A 21985-nucleotide genomic window follows, 5' to 3' on the forward strand; every position below is an offset into this window, starting at 1 on the left:
AAGGAGGTCACACGGTGGACATTCTCTTGAACCTGGCGGCAGGTTTCTCCGCGGCGCTGGCGCCGATCAACCTGCTCTGGGGTTTTATCGGTTGCCTGCTGGGCACGGCGATCGGCGTGTTGCCGGGGATCGGCCCGGCGCTGACCGTGGCCCTGCTGTTGCCGATCACCGCCAAGGTCGATCCCACTGGCGCGCTGATCATGTTCGCCGGGATCTATTACGGCGCGCAGTTCGGTGGCTCGACCACCTCGATCCTGCTCAATACCCCGGGTGAGTCGTCGTCCATGGTCACCGCCCTGGAAGGCAATCTCATGGCCCGCAACGGCCGCGCCGGGCCGGCCCTGGCCACCGCGGCGATCGGCTCGTTTTTCGCCGGAACCATCGCCACGGTGTTGCTGACCCTGTTTGCTCCCCTCGTCGCCATGCTGGCGTTGAAGTTTGGCCCCGCGGAGTATTTCGCGATCCTGGTGCTGTCCTTCACCACGGTGTCGGCGGTGCTCGGCGCGTCCATGCTGCGCGGTTTTGCTTCGCTGGGGCTGGGCCTGAGCATCGGCCTGATCGGCCTCGATTCGACCTCGGGCATTGCCCGCTACACCCTGGGCGTTCCCGAAATGGTCGATGGCATCGAAGTGGTGCTGGTGGCGGTCGGTCTGTTTGCTGTGGGGGAGGCCTTGTACAGCCTGCTGTATCAGAAGGAGGAAGCGTCTGGCCGGCATCGCCTGACGTCGCTGTGGATGACCCGCGCGGACTGGCGGCGCTCGATTCCCGCCTGGCTGCGGGGCACCCTGATCGGCTTTCCCTTCGGTTCGATCCCGGCCGGCGGCGCGGAAATCCCGACCTTCCTGTCCTATTCCACCGAACGCAAGCTGAGCAAGCACCCGCAAGACTTTGCCGCCAACAAGGGGCAGGGCGCCATCGAAGGGGTGGCCGGCCCGGAAGCCGCCAACAATGCCAGCGCCACCGGTTCCCTGGTGCCGCTGCTGACCCTCGGCATCCCGACCTCCGCCACTGCGGCGATCCTGCTGGCAGCGTTCCAGAACTACAACCTGCAGCCGGGGCCACTGCTGTTCCAGACTTCCGGCGACCTGGTCTGGACCCTGGTGGCCTCGCTGTACATCGGCAACGTCATCTTGCTGGTGTTGAACCTGCCGCTGGTCGGGCTCTGGGTGAAACTGCTGCGGATCGCCCGGCCGTACCTCAATGCCGGGATCCTGGTGTTCGCCTCCATCGGCGTGTACGGCATGCGCCATTCGTCCTTCGACCTGTTGCTGATGCTGGCGATCGGCTGGGGCGGGGTGCTGATGCGGCGTTTCGACTTCCCGGTCGCGCCGGTGATCGTCGGTATGCTGCTGGGGCCGATGGCGGAAAAACAGCTGCGCAATGCCTTGTCCATCAGCCAGGGCGATTGGTCGATATTCGTCACCCAACCCATATCCGCCGCCTTCCTGGCGATGACCCTGCTGGTGCTGCTGGTGCCCCACCTGCTGCATGCCCGGGGTATCAAATTGCAAGAGGATGATTGAGCGGTGCGGGCCCCGCGATAGGCTTCTGGAGCCGGGTAAGGTCGTGCCGCATCGAGCGGCGTGCCTGGCGCCCGGCAATGAGCTGGAATAGGTAGATGGAGCATGGAACCTAGGGGGTTTACCAGGGTCAACGGCTGCACTTCCCGGTAATGTCCCAGCCCTGGCTTGGGTTCTTCAAGGACGAAGTAAAGGATGAGGAATGATTTCCTGTGTCTGACGGTGCGGCAAGCGCCTTTGCCCCAGTCGAGATCCCTACGACCAATAGCAATAAAACAGGGTGCCGGTGATGCAAGAAGTGGTAACCAAGGTTTTCTCTGGCTTCGACAAGATAAGAGTCTCGGTGTCGGTGCTTGTCCTGTGTTTGTTGGCGGGGGCTTTTGTTGTCGTCAAATTGAATTCGGCCGCGCGCGAGGCTGACTCGGCCCATACCATTCAAGTAGCCAGCAGTTACGCCAGCTCGATCGAGAAAGTCATACAGCACGCTTTGTCGTCGACCAATACCTTGGCGGTCATGGTTCATCAGGGGGAGGGCAGGGTTCCGGGCTTTAGCCAGTTGGTGCGCTACATGCTGCCCATGTACAAAGGCGCTTTTGCATTGTCGCTGGCGCCGCAGGGGGTAATTCGGCAAATAGAGCCGGCCGCTCCCAATATCCTGGTCAAGAACCATGATCTTTTCGAGGGCAAGGATCGCGCCGAAGTCATCAAGAACGTTCGCGAAGGCGAGTTGCTGTTCCGCGGGCCGTTCACCTTGATCCAGGGGCCGCAGGGCGCGATAGGAACGTTGCCGGTATTTCTGCAAGAACCGAATGGCAGGAAGTACTTCTGGGGTTACACGGTCGTGACCTTGAAGTTTCCGGATGCCTTTGCCGACTCGGATTTACCGTCCCTGGAGAAGCTGGGTTATGCCTACAGGTTTTCCGGGGTGAACCCGGAAACCGGGCAGGAAGAGCTGATCCAGGCATCCGCCGCGCCCTTGGGCGCGGATGCCGCGCGAATTCCAGTCACCCTGTACGAGGCGCAGTGGGAACTCAGGGTTTCCAGGATCGCCGACTGGCGAAATACCGCTCTGCTGCTGTTCGAGGTTTTTCTTGTGCTGCTGGGGGCAACGCTGATGGCCTGGCTCGCTTACTCCCTGGCGACCTTGGACCAGCAGCGAAAAAAACTGCAGGAAATCGCCATGTATGACCCCTTGACCCACCTTCCCAACAGAAGGTTGCTGGGCATGAAGCTCGATCAGATTCTCGAAAGAGTGCGAGGGCGAAACCCCAATGTGGTGGTCTGTTATCTGGACCTGGACGGCTTCAAGTTGGTCAACGATAACCTGGGGCATGCGGCGGGCGATCAGTTGCTGACCATCATCGCCGATCGCCTGCAGTCCTGTTTGCGGGAATGCGACCTTCTGGCACGCGTGGGAGGCGATGAGTTCGTGGTCGTCCTGGATGACCTTGGATCGATCGACGAAGTGACGCCGATTCTCGACCGGATCATTCATGCGGTCGGCCAGCCCCTGACGATCTCTGGGGTGAGGGCCGATGTTTCCGCAAGCCTCGGCGCGGCGTTCTACCAGACCCATGGGGTGGAAGCGGATCAGCTGTTGCGGGCCGCGGACCAGGCCATGTACCTGGCCAAGAAGCTGGGCAAAAACAGATACGTGTTCGCGCAAAGCGAGGGACCGGGCAGGGTTGCCCAGATCGGCAAATGACCACCTGTCATGGGGCTGCCTGCGCACCCGGGCCACCAGGCCGGTGGGACCTGCCGGCATCCGCCGCCGGGGCATTCGTCAGCAGTCCTCGGAGGGCACCCGGCGCTGCCCGGAACGCTCCCGCGGGCGGCTCGCTACGAGCATGAGACGAAGCCCTGACTCAGCGAACTGACCGTCCGCCCTTTCGATATGCCTCCAGTGAAGGCACAATGCGCATCCTTTTTTTGGCTGGCCTGGCCGGAGGCCTCGAAATGATCAAAACGCCGTACTACCTCATCGACAAACAGAAACTGCTCGGCAACATGGAGAAGATCGCTTACGTGCGTGAACAGTCCGGGGCCAAGGCCCTGCTGGCGCTCAAGTGCTTCGCCACCTGGTCGGTGTTCGACCTGATGCAGCAGTACATGGACGGCACCACCTCGTCGTCGCTGTACGAGCTCAAGCTCGGCCGGCAGAAGTTCGCCGGCGAGACCCACGCCTACAGCGTGGCCTGGGCCGACGATGAAGTCGAAGAGATGCTCGACAACTGCGACAAGATCATCTTCAACTCCATCGGCCAGCTGCAGCGCTTCGCCGCGGCGTCCGAGGGCAAGGTCCGCGGTCTGCGGGTCAACCCTCAGGTGAGCAGTTCCGATTACCTGCTGGCCGACCCGGCGCGTCCGTTCAGCCGCCTGGGCGAGTGGGACCCGGTGAAGGTCGAGGCCGTCATCGAGCAGATCTCCGGCTTCATGTTCCACAACAACTGCGAGAACAGCGACTTCGGCCTGTTCGACCAGATGCTGGGCACCATCGAGGAACGCTTCGGCCACCTGCTGCACAAGGTCGAATGGGTCAGCCTCGGCGGCGGCATCCACTTCACCGGCGAAGGTTATGCCCTGGATGAGTTCTGCGCGCGCCTCAAGGCGTTCTCCGAGAAGTACGGCGTGCAGGTCTACCTGGAGCCGGGCGAAGCGGCGATCACCCAGAGCGCCTCGTTGGAAGTCACCGTGCTCGACACCCTTTACAACGGCAAGCACCTGGCGGTGGTCGACAGCTCCATCGAGGCGCACATGCTCGATCTGCTGATCTATCGCCTGAACGCCAAGCTGGCGCCCAGCGCGGGCGAACACACCTACATGGTGTGCGGCAAGTCTTGCCTGGCCGGAGACATCTTCGGCGAGTACCAATTCGATCGTCCGCTGGCCATCGGCGATCGGCTGTCGTTCGTTGACGCGGCGGGTTACACCATGGTCAAGAAAAACTGGTTCAACGGCCTGAAAATGCCGTCCATCGTAGTGAAACAACTCGACGGTAGTGTCGAGGTGGTTCGTGAGTTTGGGTTCGAAGACTACCTGTCCAGCCTCTCGTAAGCTGGCGGAAAGGAGAGATGAAGAAATTGAAGAAGAACGTTCTTATCATTGGTGCAGGAGGTGTCGCCAAGGTGGTGGCCCACAAGTGCGCGCAGCACAACGACGAACTCGGTCGTATTGCTATCGCGTCGCGCAACATCTCCAAATGCCAGGCCATCATCGACAGCGTCAAGGCCAAGGGCAGCCTCAAACAGCCCGCTGAAATCAAGGCCTACGCGCTCAATGCGCTGGATATCGAGGCGACCAAGGCGCTGATCCGCGAGACCGAATCGCAGATCGTCATCAACGTCGGTTCCGCCTTCCTCAACATGTCGGTGCTGCGTGCCTGCATCGATACCGGCGTGGCCTACCTGGACACCGCCATTCACGAAGAGCCGGGCAAGATCTGCGAGACGCCGCCCTGGTATGGCAACTACGAGTGGAAGCACCTCGAGGAATGCCAGCAGAAGAACGTCACCGCCATTCTCGGCGTGGGCTTCGACCCGGGTGTGGTCAACGCCTATGCGGCCCTGGCCAAACAACAGTATTTCGACCGCATTGATTCGATCGACATTCTCGACGTCAATGCCGGTTCCCATGGCAAATATTTCGCCACCAATTTCGATCCGGAAATCAATTTCCGCGAATTCACCGGACAGGTGTGGAGCTGGCAGAACAACCAGTGGACCAGCAACACCATGTTCGAAGTCAAGCGCACCGACGACCTGCCGGTGGTGGGCGCGCAGAACCTGTACCTGACCGGTCACGATGAAGTGCACTCGCTGTCGAAGAACCTTGACGTGCCCAACGTGCGCTTCTGGATGAGCTTCGGCGAGCACTACATCAACGTCTTCACCGTGCTCAAGAACCTCGGCCTGCTCTCCGAGCAACCGGTCAAGACCGCCGAAGGCCTGGAAGTGGTGCCGCTGAAAGTGGTCAAGGCCGTGCTGCCCGATCCTGCGTCGCTGGCGCCGGGCTACACCGGCAAGACCTGCATCGGCGACCTGGTCAAGGGCACCAAGGATGGCCAGTCGCGCGAAGTCTTCATCTACAACGTGGCCTGCCACGAAGAAGCCTTTGCCGAAACCGACAGCCAGGGCATTTCCTACACCGCGGGCGTACCGCCGGTGGCTGCGGCCCTGCTGGTGGCCCGTGGCGAATGGGACGTGCAGCGCATGGTCAACGTCGAGGAACTGCCGGCCGAGCCGTTCCTCAAGGCGCTGGACGTGATGGGCCTGCCGACCCGGGTCAAGGACGAGAACGGCGACCGTCCCTGGAACTGATTCACCCTCCGCTGTAAAAAAACCAGGTGCGCCCACAGGGGCGCACCTGGCTTTCGATTCCCGTTACTCCCTCCTGTCAAGACAACTGCCTCCTGCCTTCAATCCCAGGGGCGCGACCGTATCCGAGCGACGCCAGAAGCACGCCAGCATCGAGGCTGGGTGGGTGGCCTATCGGCAGTTCAAGACCAAGCACCTGGCCCGGATCAAGGGCGTTCAGCGCCTGAAGACGAAAATCCCCATGCAGGAAAGCACCGGACTACCGGTGTGACGCTCGTCGGTTACCTGGAGGGAAACGGCTCGTCGGCGATACTCAAGGATCGGGACGAGCCCCCTCCAGAGGATGACCAGGATGAAAAAACATACCCGCGACGCCACGCCGGCAGAGCAGAGCGGTTGCGCTTCACAACTGATAGACGGGCGCATCGAAGAGCTGGGCGATTGGCGCGGCGAGATGCTGGCCCGGGTCCGGGGGCTGATCAGGCAGGCCGACCCGCAGGTGGTCGAGGAGTGGAAGTGGCGCGGGGTGCCGGTGTGGTCCCACGGCGGCATTCTTTGCACCGGCGAGACCTACAAGAGCGTCGTGAAGCTGACCTTTGCCAAGGGCGCCGCGCTGGACGACCCGGCAGGCCTGTTCAACGCCAGCCTCGAGGGCAATACCCGACGGGCGATCGATCTGCATGAGGGTGACAGCCTTGACGAGGCCGCCTTGAAGGCGCTGATCCTGGCTGCCGTGGCGCTCAATACGGCGCGCTGAGCGGGCGTGCCGGCGGCAAAAAAAGCCCCTTGCCGGTTGCCTGGCAAGGGGCTGGCTGGCCTGGGTCATTCGCCTTTGATCTGCACGACCTTGTCCGCATTCAGGGCGGCGGGTCTTTTCGGCAGCGAGATGCTCAGCACGCCTTTGCTGAAGCTCGCCTCGATCTTCTCGGCATCGACCCCCTTGGGCAGGTTGAATACTCGCTCGAAGGAACCGTAATGACGTTCGCTCAGGTGATAGCCCTTCCTGTTTTCTTGTGTTTCCTCTCTCTTTTCACCCTTGATGATCAGGCTGCCGTCGGAGAGTTTGATCTCGATATTCTTCTGATCCATGCCGGGCAATTCGGCAGTGATTTCGAAGCTTTCGTCTTTCTCGGTGATGTCCACGGCAGGCATGCCGCGGCCGATCAGTTCACGCCGCCAGAACGGATCCACATCGAACAGCCCGCGGCTGAAGGGAGACAGGCCGGGGCCACGATTGAAGTCTTCGAACAGGTGATCGACTTGATGCCGCAGTTTTTCCAGAGGTTGCCACAGGTCGCTCATGGTCGAGCGCCGGGTGGCCTTGTCTTCAGTCTGGATCGGCATTTTTTTCACGGAGTTGGCCATTTTCGCTTCTCCTCCCGGGTTGAGGGCGGGCCGCGAACCTTCCCTGGGGCGACCTGCCACGCCAGAACAGGAACCAGGCTGACCTGCCTGTAAGCCCGGTTCTCCCGTCCGCGACAGCCACCCTGCGCAGCTGGCTGCCGATGGGGCTCGCTCGAAGCCCTCGATGCGCTGCCCGGCAGAGGGTTGGCCAGGGGCTGTGTTCACGGACGAGTGGTCCTGCACACGCCGCGAATACGTGCTGGGAGCGCAGGTTTTTCATGCCTGCTTGAACGGCTCGGGCGTGTGTTCGTTAGATCAAAAATCGGCCCGACAGTTGCGTCTCGGGTCATTTGCCTGACAGGCGTACCGACCTGTTTTCACGGCATTGTTACCAAAGCGGAAACGCAGTCTTGGCGACGCGGTGTTTGTGCCGGTCGCGGCTTCGGGCATAAGCTTCGCTCTTTTTAGCTGCGGTCCTTTCGCACCCAGCCTTGCCTTACTTGGCCTGCCCTGAGGAAATCCCATGCCCAGCCAGTTCCCCCAAGCCCGTCCCCGTCGCCTGCGCCGTTCCGAACAGATGCGCAGCCTGTTCCAGGAAACCGAGTTCAGCCTCAACGACCTGGTGCTGCCGATTTTCGTCGAGGAAGAGATCGACGATTTCGTGCCGATCAAGAGCATGCCGGGGGTGATGCGCATTCCGGAGTCGAAGCTGGCCGGGGAGATCGAGCGTTACGCCCGCGCCGGGATCAAGTCGGTGATGACCTTCGGTGTGTCTCACCACCTGGACAGCAACGGCAGCGACACCTGGAACGACAACGGCCTGGTGTCGCGCATGTCGCGGATCGCCAAGGACGCGGTGCCGGAGATGATCCTGATGTCCGACACCTGTTTCTGCGAGTACACCGACCACGGCCACTGCGGCGTGCTGCACGGCCATGAAGTGGACAACGACCAGACCCTGGTCAACCTCGGCAAGCAGGCGGTGGCCGCGGCCCGCGCCGGCGCTGATGTGATCGCGCCGTCGGCGGCCATGGACGGGCAGGTCCAGGCCATCCGCCGCGCCCTCGACGAGGCCGGCTTCACCCAGACCGCGATCATGGCCTATTCCACCAAGTTCGCCTCGGCGCTCTACGGTCCGTTCCGCGAGGCCGGCGGCAGCGCGTTGAAGGGCGATCGCAAGAGCTACCAGATGAACCCGATGAACCGCCGCGAAGCAGTGCGCGAATCGCTGCTGGACGAGCAGGAAGGCGCGGACTCGCTGATGGTCAAGCCGGCCGGTGCTTACCTGGACATCATCCGCGACATCCGCGAAGCCTCGCGCCTGCCGGTGACCGCGTACCAGGTCAGCGGCGAGTACGCGATGATCAAGTTCGGCGCCCTGGCCGGGGCCATCGACGAGGCGCGGGTGGTGCGTGAAAGCCTGGGTTCGATCAAGCGTGCCGGCGCCGACCTGATCTTCACCTACTTCGCGATGGACCTGGCGTTGAGCGGGATCTGACGCCTCTGTAGCCTTCAAGGGCCTCATCGCGGGCAAGCCTCGCTCCTACGTAGGAGCGAGGCTTGCCCGCGATGACGTCAGCTCTAACACCGCAAAAAATCCCTGCTGCCCAGTCGACTGCGGCTGCAACACCACTCACAACACAATCTTGCGCTCCTCGAAATACCGCTCCATGACCTTCGGGTCCGCCGATTTTTCCGCCAGTGCCACGTAGGTGTCCGGCCGCAGCAGGTAGAAGCCGTTGCGCGCCAGGCCGGCGGCCTGGTGCGCCGTTTCCCAGTCGAACACCCTCAGCGGCAGTTGCCGCTCGGCGCACCAGGCGCGCAGGGCGTCGCTGGTGACGCCGTACACATGCACCTGCCACCCCAGGTAGTCGAGGCTGGCGAAGTTGTCGGTGACGGCGCCGTGGGCCCAGGGCAGGCGATCGCCGCCGTGGACATGACCGGCGCTGCCGCAGCTCAGGGGCATGTCGCGGTAGTTGAGGGTGATCTGCGACACCGTGCGAAACAGGAACTCGCGCGCCGCCTCCACCGCGGTCACCTTGGGAATCAGCAGCGGCGCCAGGCGGGTGCGCAGCAGGTTGGCGATCGGCCCGTCGGCGGTGATGAAACTGAACACCCGGTCGGTGGTGGCCACCAGGCGCCGGGCGAATTCGATGCGTTCGAACTCATAGGTCGCCAGCAGGTGCTCCTCGGCCTTGCCGCTGAGCACCGCGGCGAGTTTCCAGGCCAGGTTGATGGCGTCGCCGATCCCGGTGTTCATGCCCTGGCCGCCGGCCGGGCTGTGCACGTGGGCGGCGTCGCCGAGCAGGAAGGCGCGGCCGCTGAAGAAGCGCTCGGCCACCCGGTGATGCACGCGGTAGGTGGAGAACCAGTTGACCCGGTCGACCTGGACTTTGAGGCTGTCCATGGCGCGCCGGCTGACGTCCTCGAACTTGAGGGTTTCCGCGTGTTCGGCGCGTTCGTCGCGCACCGTGCCGATCAGCCGTGCCCGGCCTTTGCCGGCCAGCGGAAAGACCGCGAGGAAATCCGCCTCGTCAAGGTCCGCATGCAGTTCGCCATTGAGCGCCGGGCCCTGGGCGTCGACGTCCGCCACATAAAACACCTGCTGATAGGTGCCGCCGGGAAAGTCGATGCCGAGGGTCTTGCGCACTGTCGAGCGGGCGCCGTCGCAGCCGGCCAGGTAGAAGGCCTGGCAGGTTTCCTCCTGGCCGTCGGCGCCGCGCAGCTGGGCGCTGACCAGGTGGCCGTGGTCGGTGAAACTCAGCAGTTCGGTCTGGCGCTCGACCGTCACGCCGAAACGTTCCAGGCGCTCGATCAGCAATTGTTCGTGCTGGTCCTGCGGGTAGATTTCCAGGAAGGGGTAGGGCGTCAGGTCCGCGCCGATGCTGCTCAGGGGCAGGTGGGCGGCCTGTTCGCCCTTGACCCAGAGGTTGGCGGCCGGCACCTGGTGACCCTGGTCGAGGATGGCCTGGGTCAGGTCCAGCTGGCGGTACAGCTCAAGGGTCCGGGCCTGCACCGCCAGGGCCCGGGAGGTGGTGCCCGGGCCGGCGGTCTGGTCGAGGATACGCACCTTGACCCCCTGGCGGCTCAGCCACAGTGCCAGAACCAGGCCGGTGGGGCCGGCGCCAATGATCAGTACGTCGCTGCGGTTCATGTCCTTGCCCTCGTCGAGAGATCAATGTCATGCCGGTATTGCGTACAAGGTTTCAGCGCTGGGCGAACGCCAGGTTCAGGCCCAGGGCGGCGAAGCTGGCGGCAAAGCTGCGGCGCAGCCAGTTCTGCACCTGGGGCGACTCGATCACCGCCTTGCGGAACAGGTTGGCCAGCAGGCCGTAGACCACGAACACGGCGAAGGTCATCGCCATGAACACGCCGCTCAGGCCGAGCATCTGCATGGCTGGCGACGGGCCGTCGTGGCTGATGAACTGCGGCAGGAAGGCCAGGAAGAAAATCGTCAGCTTGGGGTTGAGGATGTTCAGCAGGCAGGCCTTGAGCACCAGGCCGCCGGCGCTGGTGGCAGGGGCGCTGGTGTCCACGGCGAAGGCCGAGCGGTCGCGCCAGGTGGCGTAGGCCAGGTACAGCAGGTAGGCGACCCCCGCGAACTTCAGGCCCTGGAAGGCCAGCGCGCTGGTGTGCAGGATCGCCGACAGGCCCAGCACCGAGGCCAGCAGGTGCGGGACTATCCCGGCGGTGCAGCCGATGGCGGTGAACAGGCTGGCGCGCTTGCCGGCCACCAGCGCCGTGGAAATGGTCAGGATCACGCCGCTGCCGGGGATCAGCACGACGATCAGCGAGGTAATGAGAAAGTCCAGTGAGAGCATGGCGCGGGGAACTCCAGGGCAGGTGACGGGGGTTCAGCTCTGACTGAACACTTCCAGCAGGTGGCCGTCGGGGTCATCAAAATACACCCGGCGAGCGCCTTCATGGCGGTTGATTTCATTCGGGCGCTGCTTGCCCGGGTCGGCCCAGAACGCCAGGCCGCGCTGGCGAATGCGTTGCAGTATCGGTTCGAAGTCGTCGGCGGCGACGAGAAAGGCATAGTGCTGGGAGGCGATGGGCGGGTCGTTGTCGTAGTAATCCAGGGACACGCCGTTATCCAGCTGCACCACCAGCATCGGGCCGAAGGGCGTTGGCGGCGGCAGGCCGAGCAGGTGCACGAGAAAATCCGCCGACCGTCGCTTGTCGCGGCACCAGACGATGGTGTGGTTGAGTTGCACGCTCATGATGGGCCCCGCGTGTTGTTTTTCTGTGGGCGATGAAGTTTCAGATTAGGTGAAATTCGCCGTCGGTCACGGGGAATGCTCAAATGGCCTGTCGCTGGCGCGGAACAGCGCGGCGTCTTGAGGGTCGATATCCGCGGCCGCGTGCCTCATTCAAGGTCCTCAAGGCGCGGGCCGTCTTCGGAATTACTGGGAAGCCATGTCTATCAAACCTCTGCATTCACTTCGCTGGGCCGCTGTCGCGGCCTCGCTGGCCCTGGCCGGCTGTGCCGGCCAGCTCGGTTCAAAGGCGCCGGCGCCAAGCCCGGCCGAGGTCCAGGCCCAGGTGGTGCGTCTGCTGCCGGCCAAGGTCGCCGATCGCCAGGGCTGGGCCCGGGATATCCAGGTGGCCTTTACCGCCCAGGGCATCGAACCGAGCAAGAGCAACCTCTGCGCGGTGCTGGCGGTGGCCGAGCAGGAGTCCACCTATCAGGTCGACCCGCCGGTGCCGGGGCTGGGCAAGATCGCCCGCGGCGAAATCGACCGTCGCGCGGCCAAGGTGCATGTGCCGTCGATGCTGGTGAGCGCGGCGTTGCTGGTGCGCTCGCCGAACGGCAAGTCCTACAGCGAACGTCTGGCCGGGGCGCGCACGGAAAAGGAACTGAGCACGATCTTCGACGACTTCATCGGCAGTGTGCCCATGGGCAAGACCCTGTTCGGCGGTTTCAACCCGGTGCACACCGGCGGGCCGATGCAGGTCAGCATCGACTTCGCCGAGCAGCAGGCGCGCAATTACCCCTACAGCGTGGACGGCTCGATCCGTCGCGAGGTGTTCAGCCGGCGTGGCGGCATGTACTTCGGCATCGCCCACCTGCTCGGTTACCCGGTGAATTACCCGCAGCCGCTGTACCGCTTCGCCGACTTCAACGCCGGCTGGTACGCCAGTCGCAATGCCGCGTTCCAGAACGCCCTGAGCGTGGCCTCGGGGATTTCCCTGACGCTGGACGGCGACCTGATCCGCTACGACTCGATCATGCCCGGCAGCACCGAGCTGGCGGTGCGCGCCCTGGGCAAATCCCTGGACATGCGCAACCCGACCATTCGCGACCAGCTGGAGAAGGGCAACAGCCTCGAATTCGAGGACACCAAGCTGTACAAGCGGGTATTCGCCTTGGCCGAGCAAGCCCAGGGCAAGGCCTTGCCGCGGCAGATCCTGCCGGGCATCCAGCTGAAGAGCCCGAAGATCACCCGCAAACTGACCACCGCCTGGTTCGCCAAACGGGTGGATGAGCGTTATCAGCGCTGCATGGCCAGGTGAGCAGGGCGCTGATCCGGGTGATGGCGATCGATTGGGGAATCCCGACGCCCTGAAATGAAAAAAGCCCGACTGGTAAGGCCGGGCTTTTTTTCGAGTACCGCGGACCACACAATCATACGGCGCGGCGCTCGATCAGACGGTCGGAACCACCTTCGGCAACGCGGCGCTCGATCAGACGGTCGGAACCACCTTCGACAACGCGACGTTCGATCAGGCGATCAGCACCACCTTCGGCAACACGACGTTCGATCAGACGGTCAGAGCCACCTTCGGCAACGCGGCGCTCGATCAGACGATCAGAGCCACCTTCGGCAACGCGGCGTTCGATCAGACGGTCAGAGCCACCTTCGGCAACACGACGTTCGATCAGACGATCGGCACCACCTTCGGCAACGCGGCGTTCGATCAGACGGTCAGAGCCACCTTCGGCAACGCGACGTTCGATCAGGCGATCGGCACCACCTTCGGCAACGCGACGTTCGATCAAGCGATCGGCGCCACCTTCGGCGACACGTTTTTCAATCAGGCGATCCGAGCCGCCTTCGGCGACCACCGGGTGGGCCGAGGACGCGGCAAAAGCGTTTGCTGCAAGAACCGAGAAAGCGATGCTGAGAAGGATTTGGCGTTTCATGGTGGTGTGCTCCGGGGTGTTGTTTGGTTGGTATGGAGCAGATGTTACGCGGCGGATTTTTTTTGAGAATTTCATTGGGTCGATGGTGACCATCGACGCCAATGATAGCCGCGCCAACCCCCGGAACAGAGCCTCAGGCCGGCTCTTCGCAAGCTTGCGGCGGGCTCCATTGCAGCCCCGAAGCCTGCAACAGCTCCCGGGTATAGGGGTGTTGCGGCGCACTGAAGATCGCCCGCGACGGCCCCTGTTCCACCACCTTGCCGTCCTTGATCACGATCAGGTCGTGGGCCAGGGCATGGACCACCGCCAGGTCGTGGCTGATGAACAGGTAGGTCAGGCCGTGGCGTACCTGCAACTCCCGCAGCAACTGGACCACTTGCTTCTGCACAGTGCGGTCGAGGGCCGAGGTGGGTTCGTCCAGCAGGATCAGCGCCGGCTCCAGCACCAGGGCGCGGGCGATGGCGATGCGCTGGCGCTGGCCGCCGGAAAATTCGTGGGGGTAGCGGTGGCGGCTCTGCGGGTCGAGGCCGACTTCCTCGAGCACGCGGATCACCGCCGCCTCGCGTTCCTCGGCGGTGCCGATGCCGTGGGTCAGCAGGCCTTCGGCGATGATCTGCTGCACCGACATGCGCGGGCTGAGGCTGCCGAACGGATCCTGGAACACCACCTGCAACTGCCGGCGCAAGGGGCGCATCAGGCGCTGGTTGAGAATGCTCAGCTCCTTGTTGCCGAAGCGGATGCCACCCTCGGACTCCACCAGCCGCAGGATCGCCTGGCCGAGGGTGGACTTGCCCGAGCCGGACTCGCCGACGATGCCCAGGGTCTTGCCCCGGTGCAGGCTCAGGCTGACGCCGTCCACCGCCTTGATGTAGTCGCGCTGGCGGCTGAACAGGCCCTTGGGCAGGGGAAACCAGACCTTGAGTTCACTCACTTCCAGCAGATTGTGCGAGTAGGCGCTGGGCACCGGGGCGCCGCTGGGTTCGGCTTCGATCAGCAAGCGGCTGTAGGGGTGCTGGGGGAAGCGAAACAGCGCCTCGCACTCGGCCTGCTCGACGATTTCGCCCTGGCGCATCACGCACACCCGCTGGGCGATGCGCCGCACCAGGTTGAGGTCGTGGCTGATCAGCAGCAGCGACATGCCCAGGCGTTGCTGCAACGCGATCAGCAGTTCGAGGATCTTGCGCTGCACCGTCACATCCAGCGCCGTGGTCGGCTCGTCGGCAATCAACAGCTCCGGCTCGTTGGCCAGGGCCATGGCGATCATCACCCGCTGGCGCTGGCCGCCGGACAGCTGGTGCGGGTAGGCCTTGAGGCGTTTGTGCGGTTCGCGGATGCCCACCAGCTCCAGCAGTTCCAGGGTCCGCGCCTGGGCCGCGCGACCGCGCAGGCCCTTGTGCACGTCCAGCACTTCGCCGATCTGTTTTTCCACGGTGTGCAGCGGGTTCAGCGAGGTCATGGGTTCCTGGAAGATCATCGCGATGCGGTTGCCGCGCAGGGTGCGCAACTGGGCGTCGCTGGCCTGCACCAGGTCCAGGCCGGCGTAGCGGATGCTGCCCTGGGTCTGCACCTTCTGCGCCGGCAGCAGGCGCAGGATCGAGTGGGCGGTCACCGACTTGCCCGAGCCGGACTCGCCCACCAGGGCCAGGCATTCGCCACGGCGGATATCCAGGTCCAGGCCATGGACCACTTCGGTGCCGGCGAAGGCCACCTTGAGGTTGCGGATTTCAATCAGGTTGTCGTGCATGTCAGCTCCGGGGATCGAAGGCGTCGCGGCAGGCTTCGCCGATAAACACCAGCAACGAGAGAATCAGCGCCAGGGCGAAAAACGCCGTCAGGCCCAGCCAGGGGGCTTGCAGGTTGCGCTTGGCCTGGCCGATCAGCTCGCCCAGGGAGGCGGTGCCGGCGGGCATGCCGAAGCCGAGAAAATCCAGGGCGGTGAGGGTGGCGATGGCGCCGGTGAGAATGAACGGCAGGTAGGTCAGGGTGGAGGTCATGGCGTTGGGCAGGATGTGCCGGCGCATCAGTTCGCCGTCGCTCAGGCCCAGGGCCCGCGCGGCCTTGACGTACTCCAGGCTGCGGCCGCGCAGGAACTCGGCGCGCACCACGTCCACCAGGGCCAGCCAGGAGAACAGCGCCATGATCCCCAGCAGCCACCAGAAGCTCGGCGAGACGAACCCCGAGAGAATGATCAGCAGGTACAGCACCGGCAGCCCCGACCAGATTTCCAGCAGGCGCTGCCCGAGCAGGTCGACCCAGCCGCCGTAATAGCCCTGCAGGGCGCCGGCGGTGATGCCGATCAGCGCGCTGATGGCGGTCAGCACCAGGGCGAACAGGATCGACACCCGCGTACCGAAGATCACCCGCGCCAGCACGTCCCGGGCCTGGTCGTCGGTGCCCAGCCAGTTCTGCGCCGAGGGCGGGCTGGGCGCCGGTTCCGCCAGGTCGTAGTTGACCGTGTCGTAGCTGAAGGGGATCGGCGGGAACAGCATCCAGCCGCCCTGGCCCTCGATCAGTTCGTGCACGTAGCTGCTGGCATAGTCCGGCTGGAACGGCAGTTCGCCGCCGAACTCGGTTTCGTCGTAGTCGCTGAGGATCGGGAAATACCAGGCGCCGTGATAGCGGATGACCAGGGGCTTGTCGTTGGCGATCAGTTCGCCGCCCAGGCAGACCAGGCACAGGCCGATAAACAGCCACAGCGACCAGCGACCCCGGCGGTTGGCCTTGAAGTGTTCGATGCGGCGACGGCCCAGGGGAGAGAGTGTGAACATCAGGCAGTCCTCGCCGAGAAGTCGATGCGCGGATCGACCAGGCTGTAGCACAGGTCGCCGATCAGCTTGATCAGCAGGCCGAACAGGGTGAACAGGAACAGCGCGCCGAACACCACCGGGTAGTCCCGCGACACCGCCGCCTCGTAGCTCATGCGCCCGAGGCCATCGAGGTTGAAGAGGGTCTCGATCAGCAGCGAGCCGGCGAAGAACACCTCGATCAGCGCCGTGGGAATTCCGGCGATCACCAGCAGCATGGCGTTGCGAAACACGTGGCCGTAGAGCACCCGGCGCTCGCTCAGGCCCTTGGCCCGGGCGGTGACCACATACTGGCGGCTGATCTCGTTGAGGAAGCTGTTCTTGGTCAGCAGGGTCAGGGTGGCGAAGCCGCCGATCACCAGGGCCGACACCGGCAGCACCAGGTGCCACAGGTAGTCGCCGACCTTGGCCAGGGGCCCGAGGCTGGCGAAGTTGTCCGAGACCAGGCCCTGCACCGGGAACCAGTCCAGGTAGCTGCCGCCGGCGAACACCACGATCAGCAGGATGGCGAACAGGAACGCCGGCATGGCGTAGCCGAGGACGATGGCGCTGCTGGTCCAGGCATCGAAGGCGCTGCCGTTGCGGATCGCCTTGCGCACCCCCAGAGGAATCGACACCAGGTAGGTGATCAGGGTCGCCCACAGGCCGAGGGACAGCGAGGTCGGCAGCTTCTGCAGGATCAGGTCGGTGACCTTGGCCCCGCGAAAGAAGCTGTTGCCGAAGTCCAGTTGCGCGTAGTTTTTCAGCATCAGCCACAGGCGTTGGTGCATCGGCTTGTCGAAGCCGTAGTGGTGCTTGATCTCCTCGATCAGCGCCGGGTCCAGGCCCCGGCTGCTGCGTCCGCCGCCGCCCACCGCGGCGACCTCGGCGCCACCGCCCATGGCATGCCCGCCGAAGCCTTGCAGGCGGGCGATGGCCTGTTCCACCGGGCCGCCGGGCGCGGCCTGGACGATCAGGAAGTTGACCACCAGGATGCACAGCAGGGTGGGGATGATCAGCAGCAGGCGACGACTCAGGTAACGGCCCATGTCAGTGCGCCCCCACGGTGTCGCGCAGGGCACTCATCTGGCTGGCGGTCAGGGCCTTGGGGCTGACCTCCCACCAGGTGTTCAGGCCCTCGTCGTAGATCGGCGCGATGGCCGGCCGGCCGAAACGGTTCTGGAACACCGTGGGCGTGCCCTTGGAGTAGTAATTGGGAATCATGTATTGGCCCCACTGCAGCACCCGGTCCAGGGCCCGGGCGTAATGCACCATCTCGTCGCGGCTATTGGCCTGGACCAGGCCGTCGATCAGGCGGTCCACCGCCGGGTTGGCCAGCACCATGGAGTTGGAGCTGCCGACCTGGGTCGCGCTTTGCGAGCCGTACAGGCTGTACAGCTCGCGACCCGGGGAGACGATGGGGTCGCCGCTGCGGGGGAAGCTGGTGACGATCATGTCGTAGTCCCGGGCGTTGAGCAGGTTGATGTACTGCGCCGAATCGATGCGCCGCAGGTTGAGGGTGATGCCGATCTGCGCCAGGGTGCGTTTGTACGGCAGCAGCATGCGGTCGAAGCCGCCCTGGCCATCGAGAAAGGTGAACTCCAGCGGCTCGCCGGCGGCGTTCACCAGGCGGTTGTTGCGGGGTGTCCAGCCGGCCTCGGCCAGCAGGCGCAGGGCCTGCAGCTGCTTGTCGCGGATGCGGCCGCTGCCGTCGGTCTGCGGGGCCCGGTAGACCTGGCTGAAGACTTCGTCGGGGATCTGCCCGCGCAAGGGTTCGAGGATCTCCCGCTCGCGGGCGTCCGGCAGGGCGCTGGCGGCCATTTCGCTTTTCGGCCAGTAGCTCTGCTGGCGCACGTAGAAGCCGCGCATCATCTGCTTGTTGGTCCACTCGAAATCCCACAGCAGGGTCAGCGCCTGGCGCACCCGGCGGTCGTGGAACACCGGCCTTTGCAGGTTGAACACAAAACCCTGGGCGGCGGTGGGCTTGTCTGGCGCGAGGATCGCTTGTTGCAGGCGGCCGTCGCGCAGGGCCGGGCTGTCGTAGCCGACCACGTAGCCGGACGAGGAAAACTCGCGGTTGTAGTCGAAGGCGCCGGCCTGCAGCAGCTGGCGGGCGACGTCGGTGTCGCCGTAGAAATTCACCGTCAGGCTGTCGAAGTTGTACATGCCGCGGCTGACCGGCAGGTCCCTGGCCCACCAGTTCGGGTCGCGCTCGAAGCTGATGCTGCGCCCGGCGTCGACCTTGCCGACCTTGTACGGCCCGCTGCCCAGGGGCGGCTCGAAACCGCCGCCGTTGGCGAAGTCGCGGCTCTTCCACCAATGCTCGGGCAGCACGCGCAGGGTTGCCAGGTCCAGGGCCAGGGTGCGGTTGAGGTTGTTCTTGAAGTCGAAGCGTACCTGTCCGGGGCCTTCGATCACCACGTCCCGCACGTCGCCGTACTGTTGGCGATAGCTCAGGCTGCCCTTGCTCAGCAACAGGTCGAAGGTGTAGCGCACGTCTTGCGCGGTGATCGGCGTGCCATCGGCGAAGCGCGCCCTGGGGTCGAGGTAGAAGCGCACCCACAGGCCGTCGGGGTCGCGCTCCATGCGTTCGGCCACCAGCCCGTAGACGGTGTAGGGCTCGTCCAGGGAGCGAAAGGCCAGGGGCGAATACACCCAGTCGTTGACCTGGACCACCGCGATGCCCTGGTCGGCATAGGGGGTGATGTAGTTGAACTGGCCGATCTCCATCGCGGCGCGGCTCAGGGAGCCGCCCTTGGGCGCATCGGGGTTGACGTAGTCGAAGTGCTGGAAGCCCGGCGGGTACTTCGGTGGTTCGCCATAGACCGTCATGGCATAGCTGCCGTGAACGGCGGCCAGGGCTTCGCCGGCGGCGCCAAGCAGCGCGGCGGCCAGCGCCAGACCAGTCAGGGTGCGAGTCAGTGCAGACATGATCGAAAGGTTCCTCGTGATGCGGAAAGCCTGGGTCGGCAGGGCGAAAAGACCCACGGCGGCGGGCCGCCATGGGGCGCGAATTCGCAATGCGGCCGGGGCCGGCCGGAGTCTTGCGCGGCCCCGGCTGTGACTCAGAAGTGGTACGTCATGCGCGCGAACAGGGTGCGGCCCAGCGGGTCGGTGTAACGGGGGTCGTAGCCGCTCTGGAAGTTGTAGGCCTGGTTGGAGAAGGGTGGATTGCGGTCGAAGACGTTCTTCACCCCGGCGTCGACGTCCAGCACCTTGTCGAAGGTGTAGCCGGCCGCCAGGTCCCACACCGAGTACGAGGCCACCCGGGCATTGGTGCTGCGGTCGTAGTCGTTGTAGCCGGTGGTGAAGCGGTTGCTCAGCGAGGCCCGCGCGGCGCCCAGGGTCCAGGTGCCGGTGAGGTTGTGTTTCCAGCGGGCGATCACGCCATCGCCCTCGAAGTCGCCGACCTTGTCGGTGAACGGCCCCTTGATGGTGCTCTGGAAGTCGTAGCTCTTGACGTAGGTGCCCTGCAGCCCGAGGCCAAACTGGCCGTAGGGGGTATTGGGGAAGCGGTAGTCCAGGGACACGTCGACACCGTTGGTCTCGACTATGCCCAGGTTGGCGTTGCCGGTGACGATGTAGTTCAGCGAACCGTCGGCGTTGCGCACGAAGCGGTCGGCGTAGGCGCCGGACTGGTCGAACACCGTGGATTCGGGGAACGGCTGGATCTGGTTGGAGATGTGAATCCACCAGAAGTCCAGGCCCACCGACAGGTCGCGGATCGGCTGATAGACGAAGCCCAGGGTCACGTTGCGGGCCTTTTCCGGCGCCAGGTCGGTGTTGCCGCCGATCTGGTTGAGGAACTGCTGGCCGCAGTCGCGCCCGCCGTTGCCGCCGGGTTGTACCACGCCGCCGGTACAGAGCACCGGGTCGTTGTAGTAGCCCTGGGTGTAGGTGATGCTGCGCGGCGCATACAGCTCGTACAGCGACGGCGCGCGGAAGCCTTCGCTGTAGGCGCCGCGCACCACCAGTTCTTTGATCGGCTGGTAGCGGAACGAGTATTTCGGGTTGGTGGTGCTGCCGAAGTCGCTGTATTTGTCGTGGCGGATGGCGACGGACAGCTCCAGGCTGTCGAGCACCGGCACGCTCAGTTCGGCGTAGGCCGCCTTGACGCTGCGATCGCCCTCGACGCTGCCGGACGGGTCGATGCCCAGGCTCTGGATGTCGCCGGCGAACTCTTCGTAGTCCTGGTGGAATTTCTCCTTGCGGTACTCGCCGCCCAGGGCCAGGCCGGAAGGACCGGCACCGAACCAGTCGCCGATCTCGCGGCTGACGCGCCCATCGAAACCGACCACCCGGCCGACTGCCGTGGAGTAGGCACCGTGGTAGGCCGCTTGCTCGATGTAGTCCTGGCCGGCCTGGGTCTGTGGGCCGAACGGATTGAGCAGGCCGCTGGCCAGGCCGGCGATCATCGCGCGGTCGCTGACGTAGCCGTTGGTGACACTGGAGACCACCTTGTTCTGGTTGTAGGAGGCACCGAGGTTGTAGTCCCAGCCGGCCACCAGACCGTCGAAACTCAGGACGAAGCGCTGGCTGGTGTTCTGGTCCTTGGATTCCCGGGCACCGGCGGCGGTTTCGCGCCAGTTCACGCCGATTGGCTGGCTCGGGTCGAGGCTGAAGCCGGTCGGCGCCGGGGTGATGCCGTTGCCCGGGTAGTAGGGCGAGGAAGCGTCCAGGCTCAGGCCGGTGAGGGGCGCCGGGCCGACCGCCGTGGCGTTGTTGTTGCGCGACCAGAAGTACTCCAGGTTGACGTTGTGGTCGTCGGCCAGCTTGGCGGTGCTCTTGCCGAAGAACGAGGTCTTTTCGGTCTCCGGCACCAGGTCGATGTACTCGCGGGTACTGAAGCGGCACAGGCCCTGGCGGGCAATCAGGTTCGGCCCGTTGCAGTTGCTGCCGGCCAACGGGTTGGTGGCGTTGTCGCCCTGGGTGTAGTTGCCCGGAAAGGCCGTGCCCGAGGTCTGGTCGAGGCCGCGGCCGGGGCGGTAGTCGGTGGCGAAGGAGCGGTCGTTGGCATCGAGGTTCTGCTGCTTGTTGTAGTTGAACACCCCGAGCACGTTGAAGCGGTCTTCCTCCAGGTCGCCGAAGCCCCAGCTGGCGCTCATGTCCTTGCTCGCACCGCCGCCGCTGTGGGTCGGGGTTTCGCCGCCCAAGGTCAACTGGCCGTCGGTCAGGGATTTCTTGGTGATGAAGTTGATCACGCCGCCGATGGCGTCGGTGCCGTAGAGGGCCGAGGCGCCGTCGCGCAGCACTTCGACGCGGTCGATGGCGGCGAAGGGGATCATGTTCAGGTCCACCGCGCCGCCGGCCGAGTTGGTGCCCGACAGCGCGTTGTTGGCCAGGCGCCGGCCGTTGAGCAGCACCAGGGTCTTGTTGGCGCCGATGCCGCGCATGTCGGCGAAAGAGGCGCCGCCGGTGGCGGCTCCCACCGAGCCGGCGCTGTTGTTGATCGACTGGCTGCCGGTGATGCGCTGCACCAGTTCGGCGGTGGTGCTTACCCCCTGTTTGCGCAGCTCTTCGGCGCGCAGGATGGTGATCGGCACCGCGGTTTCGGCATCGACCCGGCGGATCGCCGAACCTGTCACTTCGACCCGTTGCAGCTGGGTGGTGGGCGCCACTGCCGTGGCACTGGCGGCCGGGGCGGTGGCGCTGCTGTCGGCCTCCTCTTCGGCGGCTTGCGCGGTGCCGACGCCCAGGCCCATGGCCATCAGGTACAGCGGGACAAAACGGTGCCGTTGCAGCGTGGTCACCAGTGGCTTGAGCGTGAAACGTGGAATGTTCATCAGCATGATTACTTCCGACTCTTTCAGACGTTTATCGAAATGGCCTTGTGGGCCCTCATTGCTCCGGCTGGGTTGTACCGACCCCGGAAAACCA

Annotated in this window: 17 protein-coding genes; 7 read left to right on the forward strand and 10 right to left on the reverse strand. The window is 64.6% G+C overall.

All coding sequences use genetic code 11. The annotated features are described in order from the left end of the window. Positions 1-14: 14 nt before the first annotated feature. The 5 genes from C4K38_RS11315 to C4K38_RS11335 all read left to right on the forward strand — a co-directional run bounded on the left by C4K38_RS11315 (position 15) and on the right by C4K38_RS11335 (position 6590). Entirely contained in the window at positions 15-1523 is a 1509-nt protein-coding gene (locus C4K38_RS11315) for a tripartite tricarboxylate transporter permease (RefSeq protein WP_053278408.1), read from the forward strand. 286 nt (positions 1524-1809) lie between these two features. Then, positions 1810-3225: a sensor domain-containing diguanylate cyclase gene (locus tag C4K38_RS11320; protein ID WP_053278409.1), complete on the forward strand. Its 1416-nt coding sequence runs from the start codon at positions 1810-1812 to the stop codon at positions 3223-3225. Between the two features lie 251 nt (positions 3226-3476). After that, a complete protein-coding gene (gene nspC, locus C4K38_RS11325; protein WP_053278596.1) occupies positions 3477-4574 on the forward strand; it encodes a carboxynorspermidine decarboxylase in 1098 nt (365 codons plus the stop codon). Positions 4575-4600: 26 nt separating this feature from the next. Next, complete coding sequence (locus C4K38_RS11330) at positions 4601-5836, forward strand: saccharopine dehydrogenase family protein (protein WP_053278597.1); 1236 nt, start codon at positions 4601-4603, stop codon at positions 5834-5836. Positions 5837-6185: 349 nt separating this feature from the next. Beyond that, a complete protein-coding gene (locus C4K38_RS11335) occupies positions 6186-6590 on the forward strand; it encodes a DUF1801 domain-containing protein (RefSeq protein WP_124345270.1) in 405 nt (134 codons plus the stop codon). Positions 6591-6655: 65 nt separating this feature from the next. On the opposite strand, the gene C4K38_RS11340 is transcribed toward C4K38_RS11335, so the two are convergent. Then, entirely contained in the window at positions 6656-7198 is a 543-nt protein-coding gene (locus tag C4K38_RS11340; protein WP_053278411.1) for an Hsp20/alpha crystallin family protein, read from the reverse strand. A gap of 502 nt (positions 7199-7700) precedes the next feature. Here C4K38_RS11340 and hemB point away from each other — a divergent pair. Beyond that, complete coding sequence (gene hemB / locus C4K38_RS11345; RefSeq protein WP_053278412.1) at positions 7701-8675, forward strand: porphobilinogen synthase; 975 nt, start codon at positions 7701-7703, stop codon at positions 8673-8675. Positions 8676-8810: 135 nt separating this feature from the next. Here the strand turns inward: hemB and C4K38_RS11350 are convergent, their stop codons facing one another. Genes C4K38_RS11350 through C4K38_RS11360 form a run of 3 tightly spaced genes read right to left on the reverse strand, consistent with a single transcriptional unit; the run spans position 8811 to position 11400 of the window. Continuing rightward, on the reverse strand, positions 8811-10331 hold the full coding sequence (locus C4K38_RS11350) for an FAD-dependent oxidoreductase (RefSeq protein ID WP_053278413.1): 1521 nt from the start codon (positions 10329-10331) through the stop codon (positions 8811-8813). A gap of 52 nt (positions 10332-10383) precedes the next feature. After that, complete coding sequence (locus tag C4K38_RS11355; RefSeq protein WP_009043163.1) at positions 10384-10998, reverse strand: LysE family translocator; 615 nt, start codon at positions 10996-10998, stop codon at positions 10384-10386. Positions 10999-11031: 33 nt separating this feature from the next. Then, the gene (locus tag C4K38_RS11360) at positions 11032-11400 is read right to left on the reverse strand and encodes a VOC family protein (RefSeq protein WP_053278414.1); all 369 of its coding nucleotides are present in this window, start codon (positions 11398-11400) and stop codon (positions 11032-11034) included. A gap of 196 nt (positions 11401-11596) precedes the next feature. On the opposite strand from C4K38_RS11360, the gene C4K38_RS11365 reads away from it, so the two are divergent. Further along, the gene (locus C4K38_RS11365) at positions 11597-12694 is read left to right on the forward strand and encodes a DUF1615 domain-containing protein (RefSeq protein ID WP_053278415.1); all 1098 of its coding nucleotides are present in this window, start codon (positions 11597-11599) and stop codon (positions 12692-12694) included. A gap of 112 nt (positions 12695-12806) precedes the next feature. Here the strand turns inward: C4K38_RS11365 and C4K38_RS11370 are convergent, their stop codons facing one another. From C4K38_RS11370 to C4K38_RS11395, 6 genes are all read right to left on the reverse strand, one after another. Continuing rightward, entirely contained in the window at positions 12807-13325 is a 519-nt protein-coding gene (locus C4K38_RS11370; protein ID WP_053278416.1) for a hypothetical protein, read from the reverse strand. A gap of 133 nt (positions 13326-13458) precedes the next feature. Further along, complete coding sequence (locus C4K38_RS11375) at positions 13459-15069, reverse strand: ABC transporter ATP-binding protein (RefSeq protein WP_053278417.1); 1611 nt, start codon at positions 15067-15069, stop codon at positions 13459-13461. A gap of 1 nt (position 15070) precedes the next feature. Beyond that, positions 15071-16093 (reverse strand): ABC transporter permease, encoded by a 1023-nt coding sequence (locus C4K38_RS11380; RefSeq protein ID WP_038580217.1) that lies wholly within the window; start codon positions 16091-16093, stop codon positions 15071-15073. Continuing rightward, positions 16093-17157, reverse strand: a complete 1065-nt coding sequence (locus C4K38_RS11385) for a microcin C ABC transporter permease YejB (protein ID WP_009043169.1) — start codon at positions 17155-17157, stop codon at positions 16093-16095. Before C4K38_RS11385 ends, C4K38_RS11380 begins: the two co-directional genes overlap by 1 nt. Position 17158: 1 nt before the next feature. Beyond that, the gene (locus C4K38_RS11390) at positions 17159-19039 is read right to left on the reverse strand and encodes an extracellular solute-binding protein (RefSeq protein ID WP_053278418.1); all 1881 of its coding nucleotides are present in this window, start codon (positions 19037-19039) and stop codon (positions 17159-17161) included. A gap of 134 nt (positions 19040-19173) precedes the next feature. Continuing rightward, on the reverse strand, positions 19174-21897 hold the full coding sequence (locus tag C4K38_RS11395; protein ID WP_053278419.1) for a TonB-dependent receptor: 2724 nt from the start codon (positions 21895-21897) through the stop codon (positions 19174-19176). Positions 21898-21985 lie beyond the last annotated feature (88 nt).

Source organism: Pseudomonas chlororaphis subsp. piscium (assembly GCF_003850345.1).
GTDB lineage: Bacteria > Pseudomonadota > Gammaproteobacteria > Pseudomonadales > Pseudomonadaceae > Aquipseudomonas > Aquipseudomonas piscium.

What these genes read in the sequence shown, in the direction of transcription:
- C4K38_RS11320 (WP_053278409.1), top strand. Translation starts at nt 1,810, where the DNA reads ATGCAAGAAGTGGTAACCAAGGTTTTCTCTGGCTTCGACAAGATAAGA.
- nspC (WP_053278596.1), top strand. Translation starts at nt 3,477, where the DNA reads ATGATCAAAACGCCGTACTACCTCATCGACAAACAGAAACTGCTCGGC.
- C4K38_RS11335 (WP_124345270.1), top strand. Translation starts at nt 6,186, where the DNA reads ATGAAAAAACATACCCGCGACGCCACGCCGGCAGAGCAGAGCGGTTGC.
- C4K38_RS11340 (WP_053278411.1), bottom strand. Translation starts at nt 7,198, where the DNA reads ATGGCCAACTCCGTGAAAAAAATGCCGATCCAGACTGAAGACAAGGCC.
- hemB (WP_053278412.1), top strand. Translation starts at nt 7,701, where the DNA reads ATGCCCAGCCAGTTCCCCCAAGCCCGTCCCCGTCGCCTGCGCCGTTCC.
- C4K38_RS11350 (WP_053278413.1), bottom strand. Translation starts at nt 10,331, where the DNA reads ATGAACCGCAGCGACGTACTGATCATTGGCGCCGGCCCCACCGGCCTG.
- C4K38_RS11355 (WP_009043163.1), bottom strand. Translation starts at nt 10,998, where the DNA reads ATGCTCTCACTGGACTTTCTCATTACCTCGCTGATCGTCGTGCTGATC.
- C4K38_RS11360 (WP_053278414.1), bottom strand. Translation starts at nt 11,400, where the DNA reads ATGAGCGTGCAACTCAACCACACCATCGTCTGGTGCCGCGACAAGCGA.
- C4K38_RS11365 (WP_053278415.1), top strand. Translation starts at nt 11,597, where the DNA reads ATGTCTATCAAACCTCTGCATTCACTTCGCTGGGCCGCTGTCGCGGCC.
- C4K38_RS11370 (WP_053278416.1), bottom strand. Translation starts at nt 13,325, where the DNA reads ATGAAACGCCAAATCCTTCTCAGCATCGCTTTCTCGGTTCTTGCAGCA.
- C4K38_RS11375 (WP_053278417.1), bottom strand. Translation starts at nt 15,069, where the DNA reads ATGCACGACAACCTGATTGAAATCCGCAACCTCAAGGTGGCCTTCGCC.
- C4K38_RS11380 (WP_038580217.1), bottom strand. Translation starts at nt 16,093, where the DNA reads ATGTTCACACTCTCTCCCCTGGGCCGTCGCCGCATCGAACACTTCAAG.
- C4K38_RS11385 (WP_009043169.1), bottom strand. Translation starts at nt 17,157, where the DNA reads ATGGGCCGTTACCTGAGTCGTCGCCTGCTGCTGATCATCCCCACCCTG.
- C4K38_RS11390 (WP_053278418.1), bottom strand. Translation starts at nt 19,039, where the DNA reads ATGTCTGCACTGACTCGCACCCTGACTGGTCTGGCGCTGGCCGCCGCG.
- C4K38_RS11395 (WP_053278419.1), bottom strand. Translation starts at nt 21,897, where the DNA reads ATGCTGATGAACATTCCACGTTTCACGCTCAAGCCACTGGTGACCACG.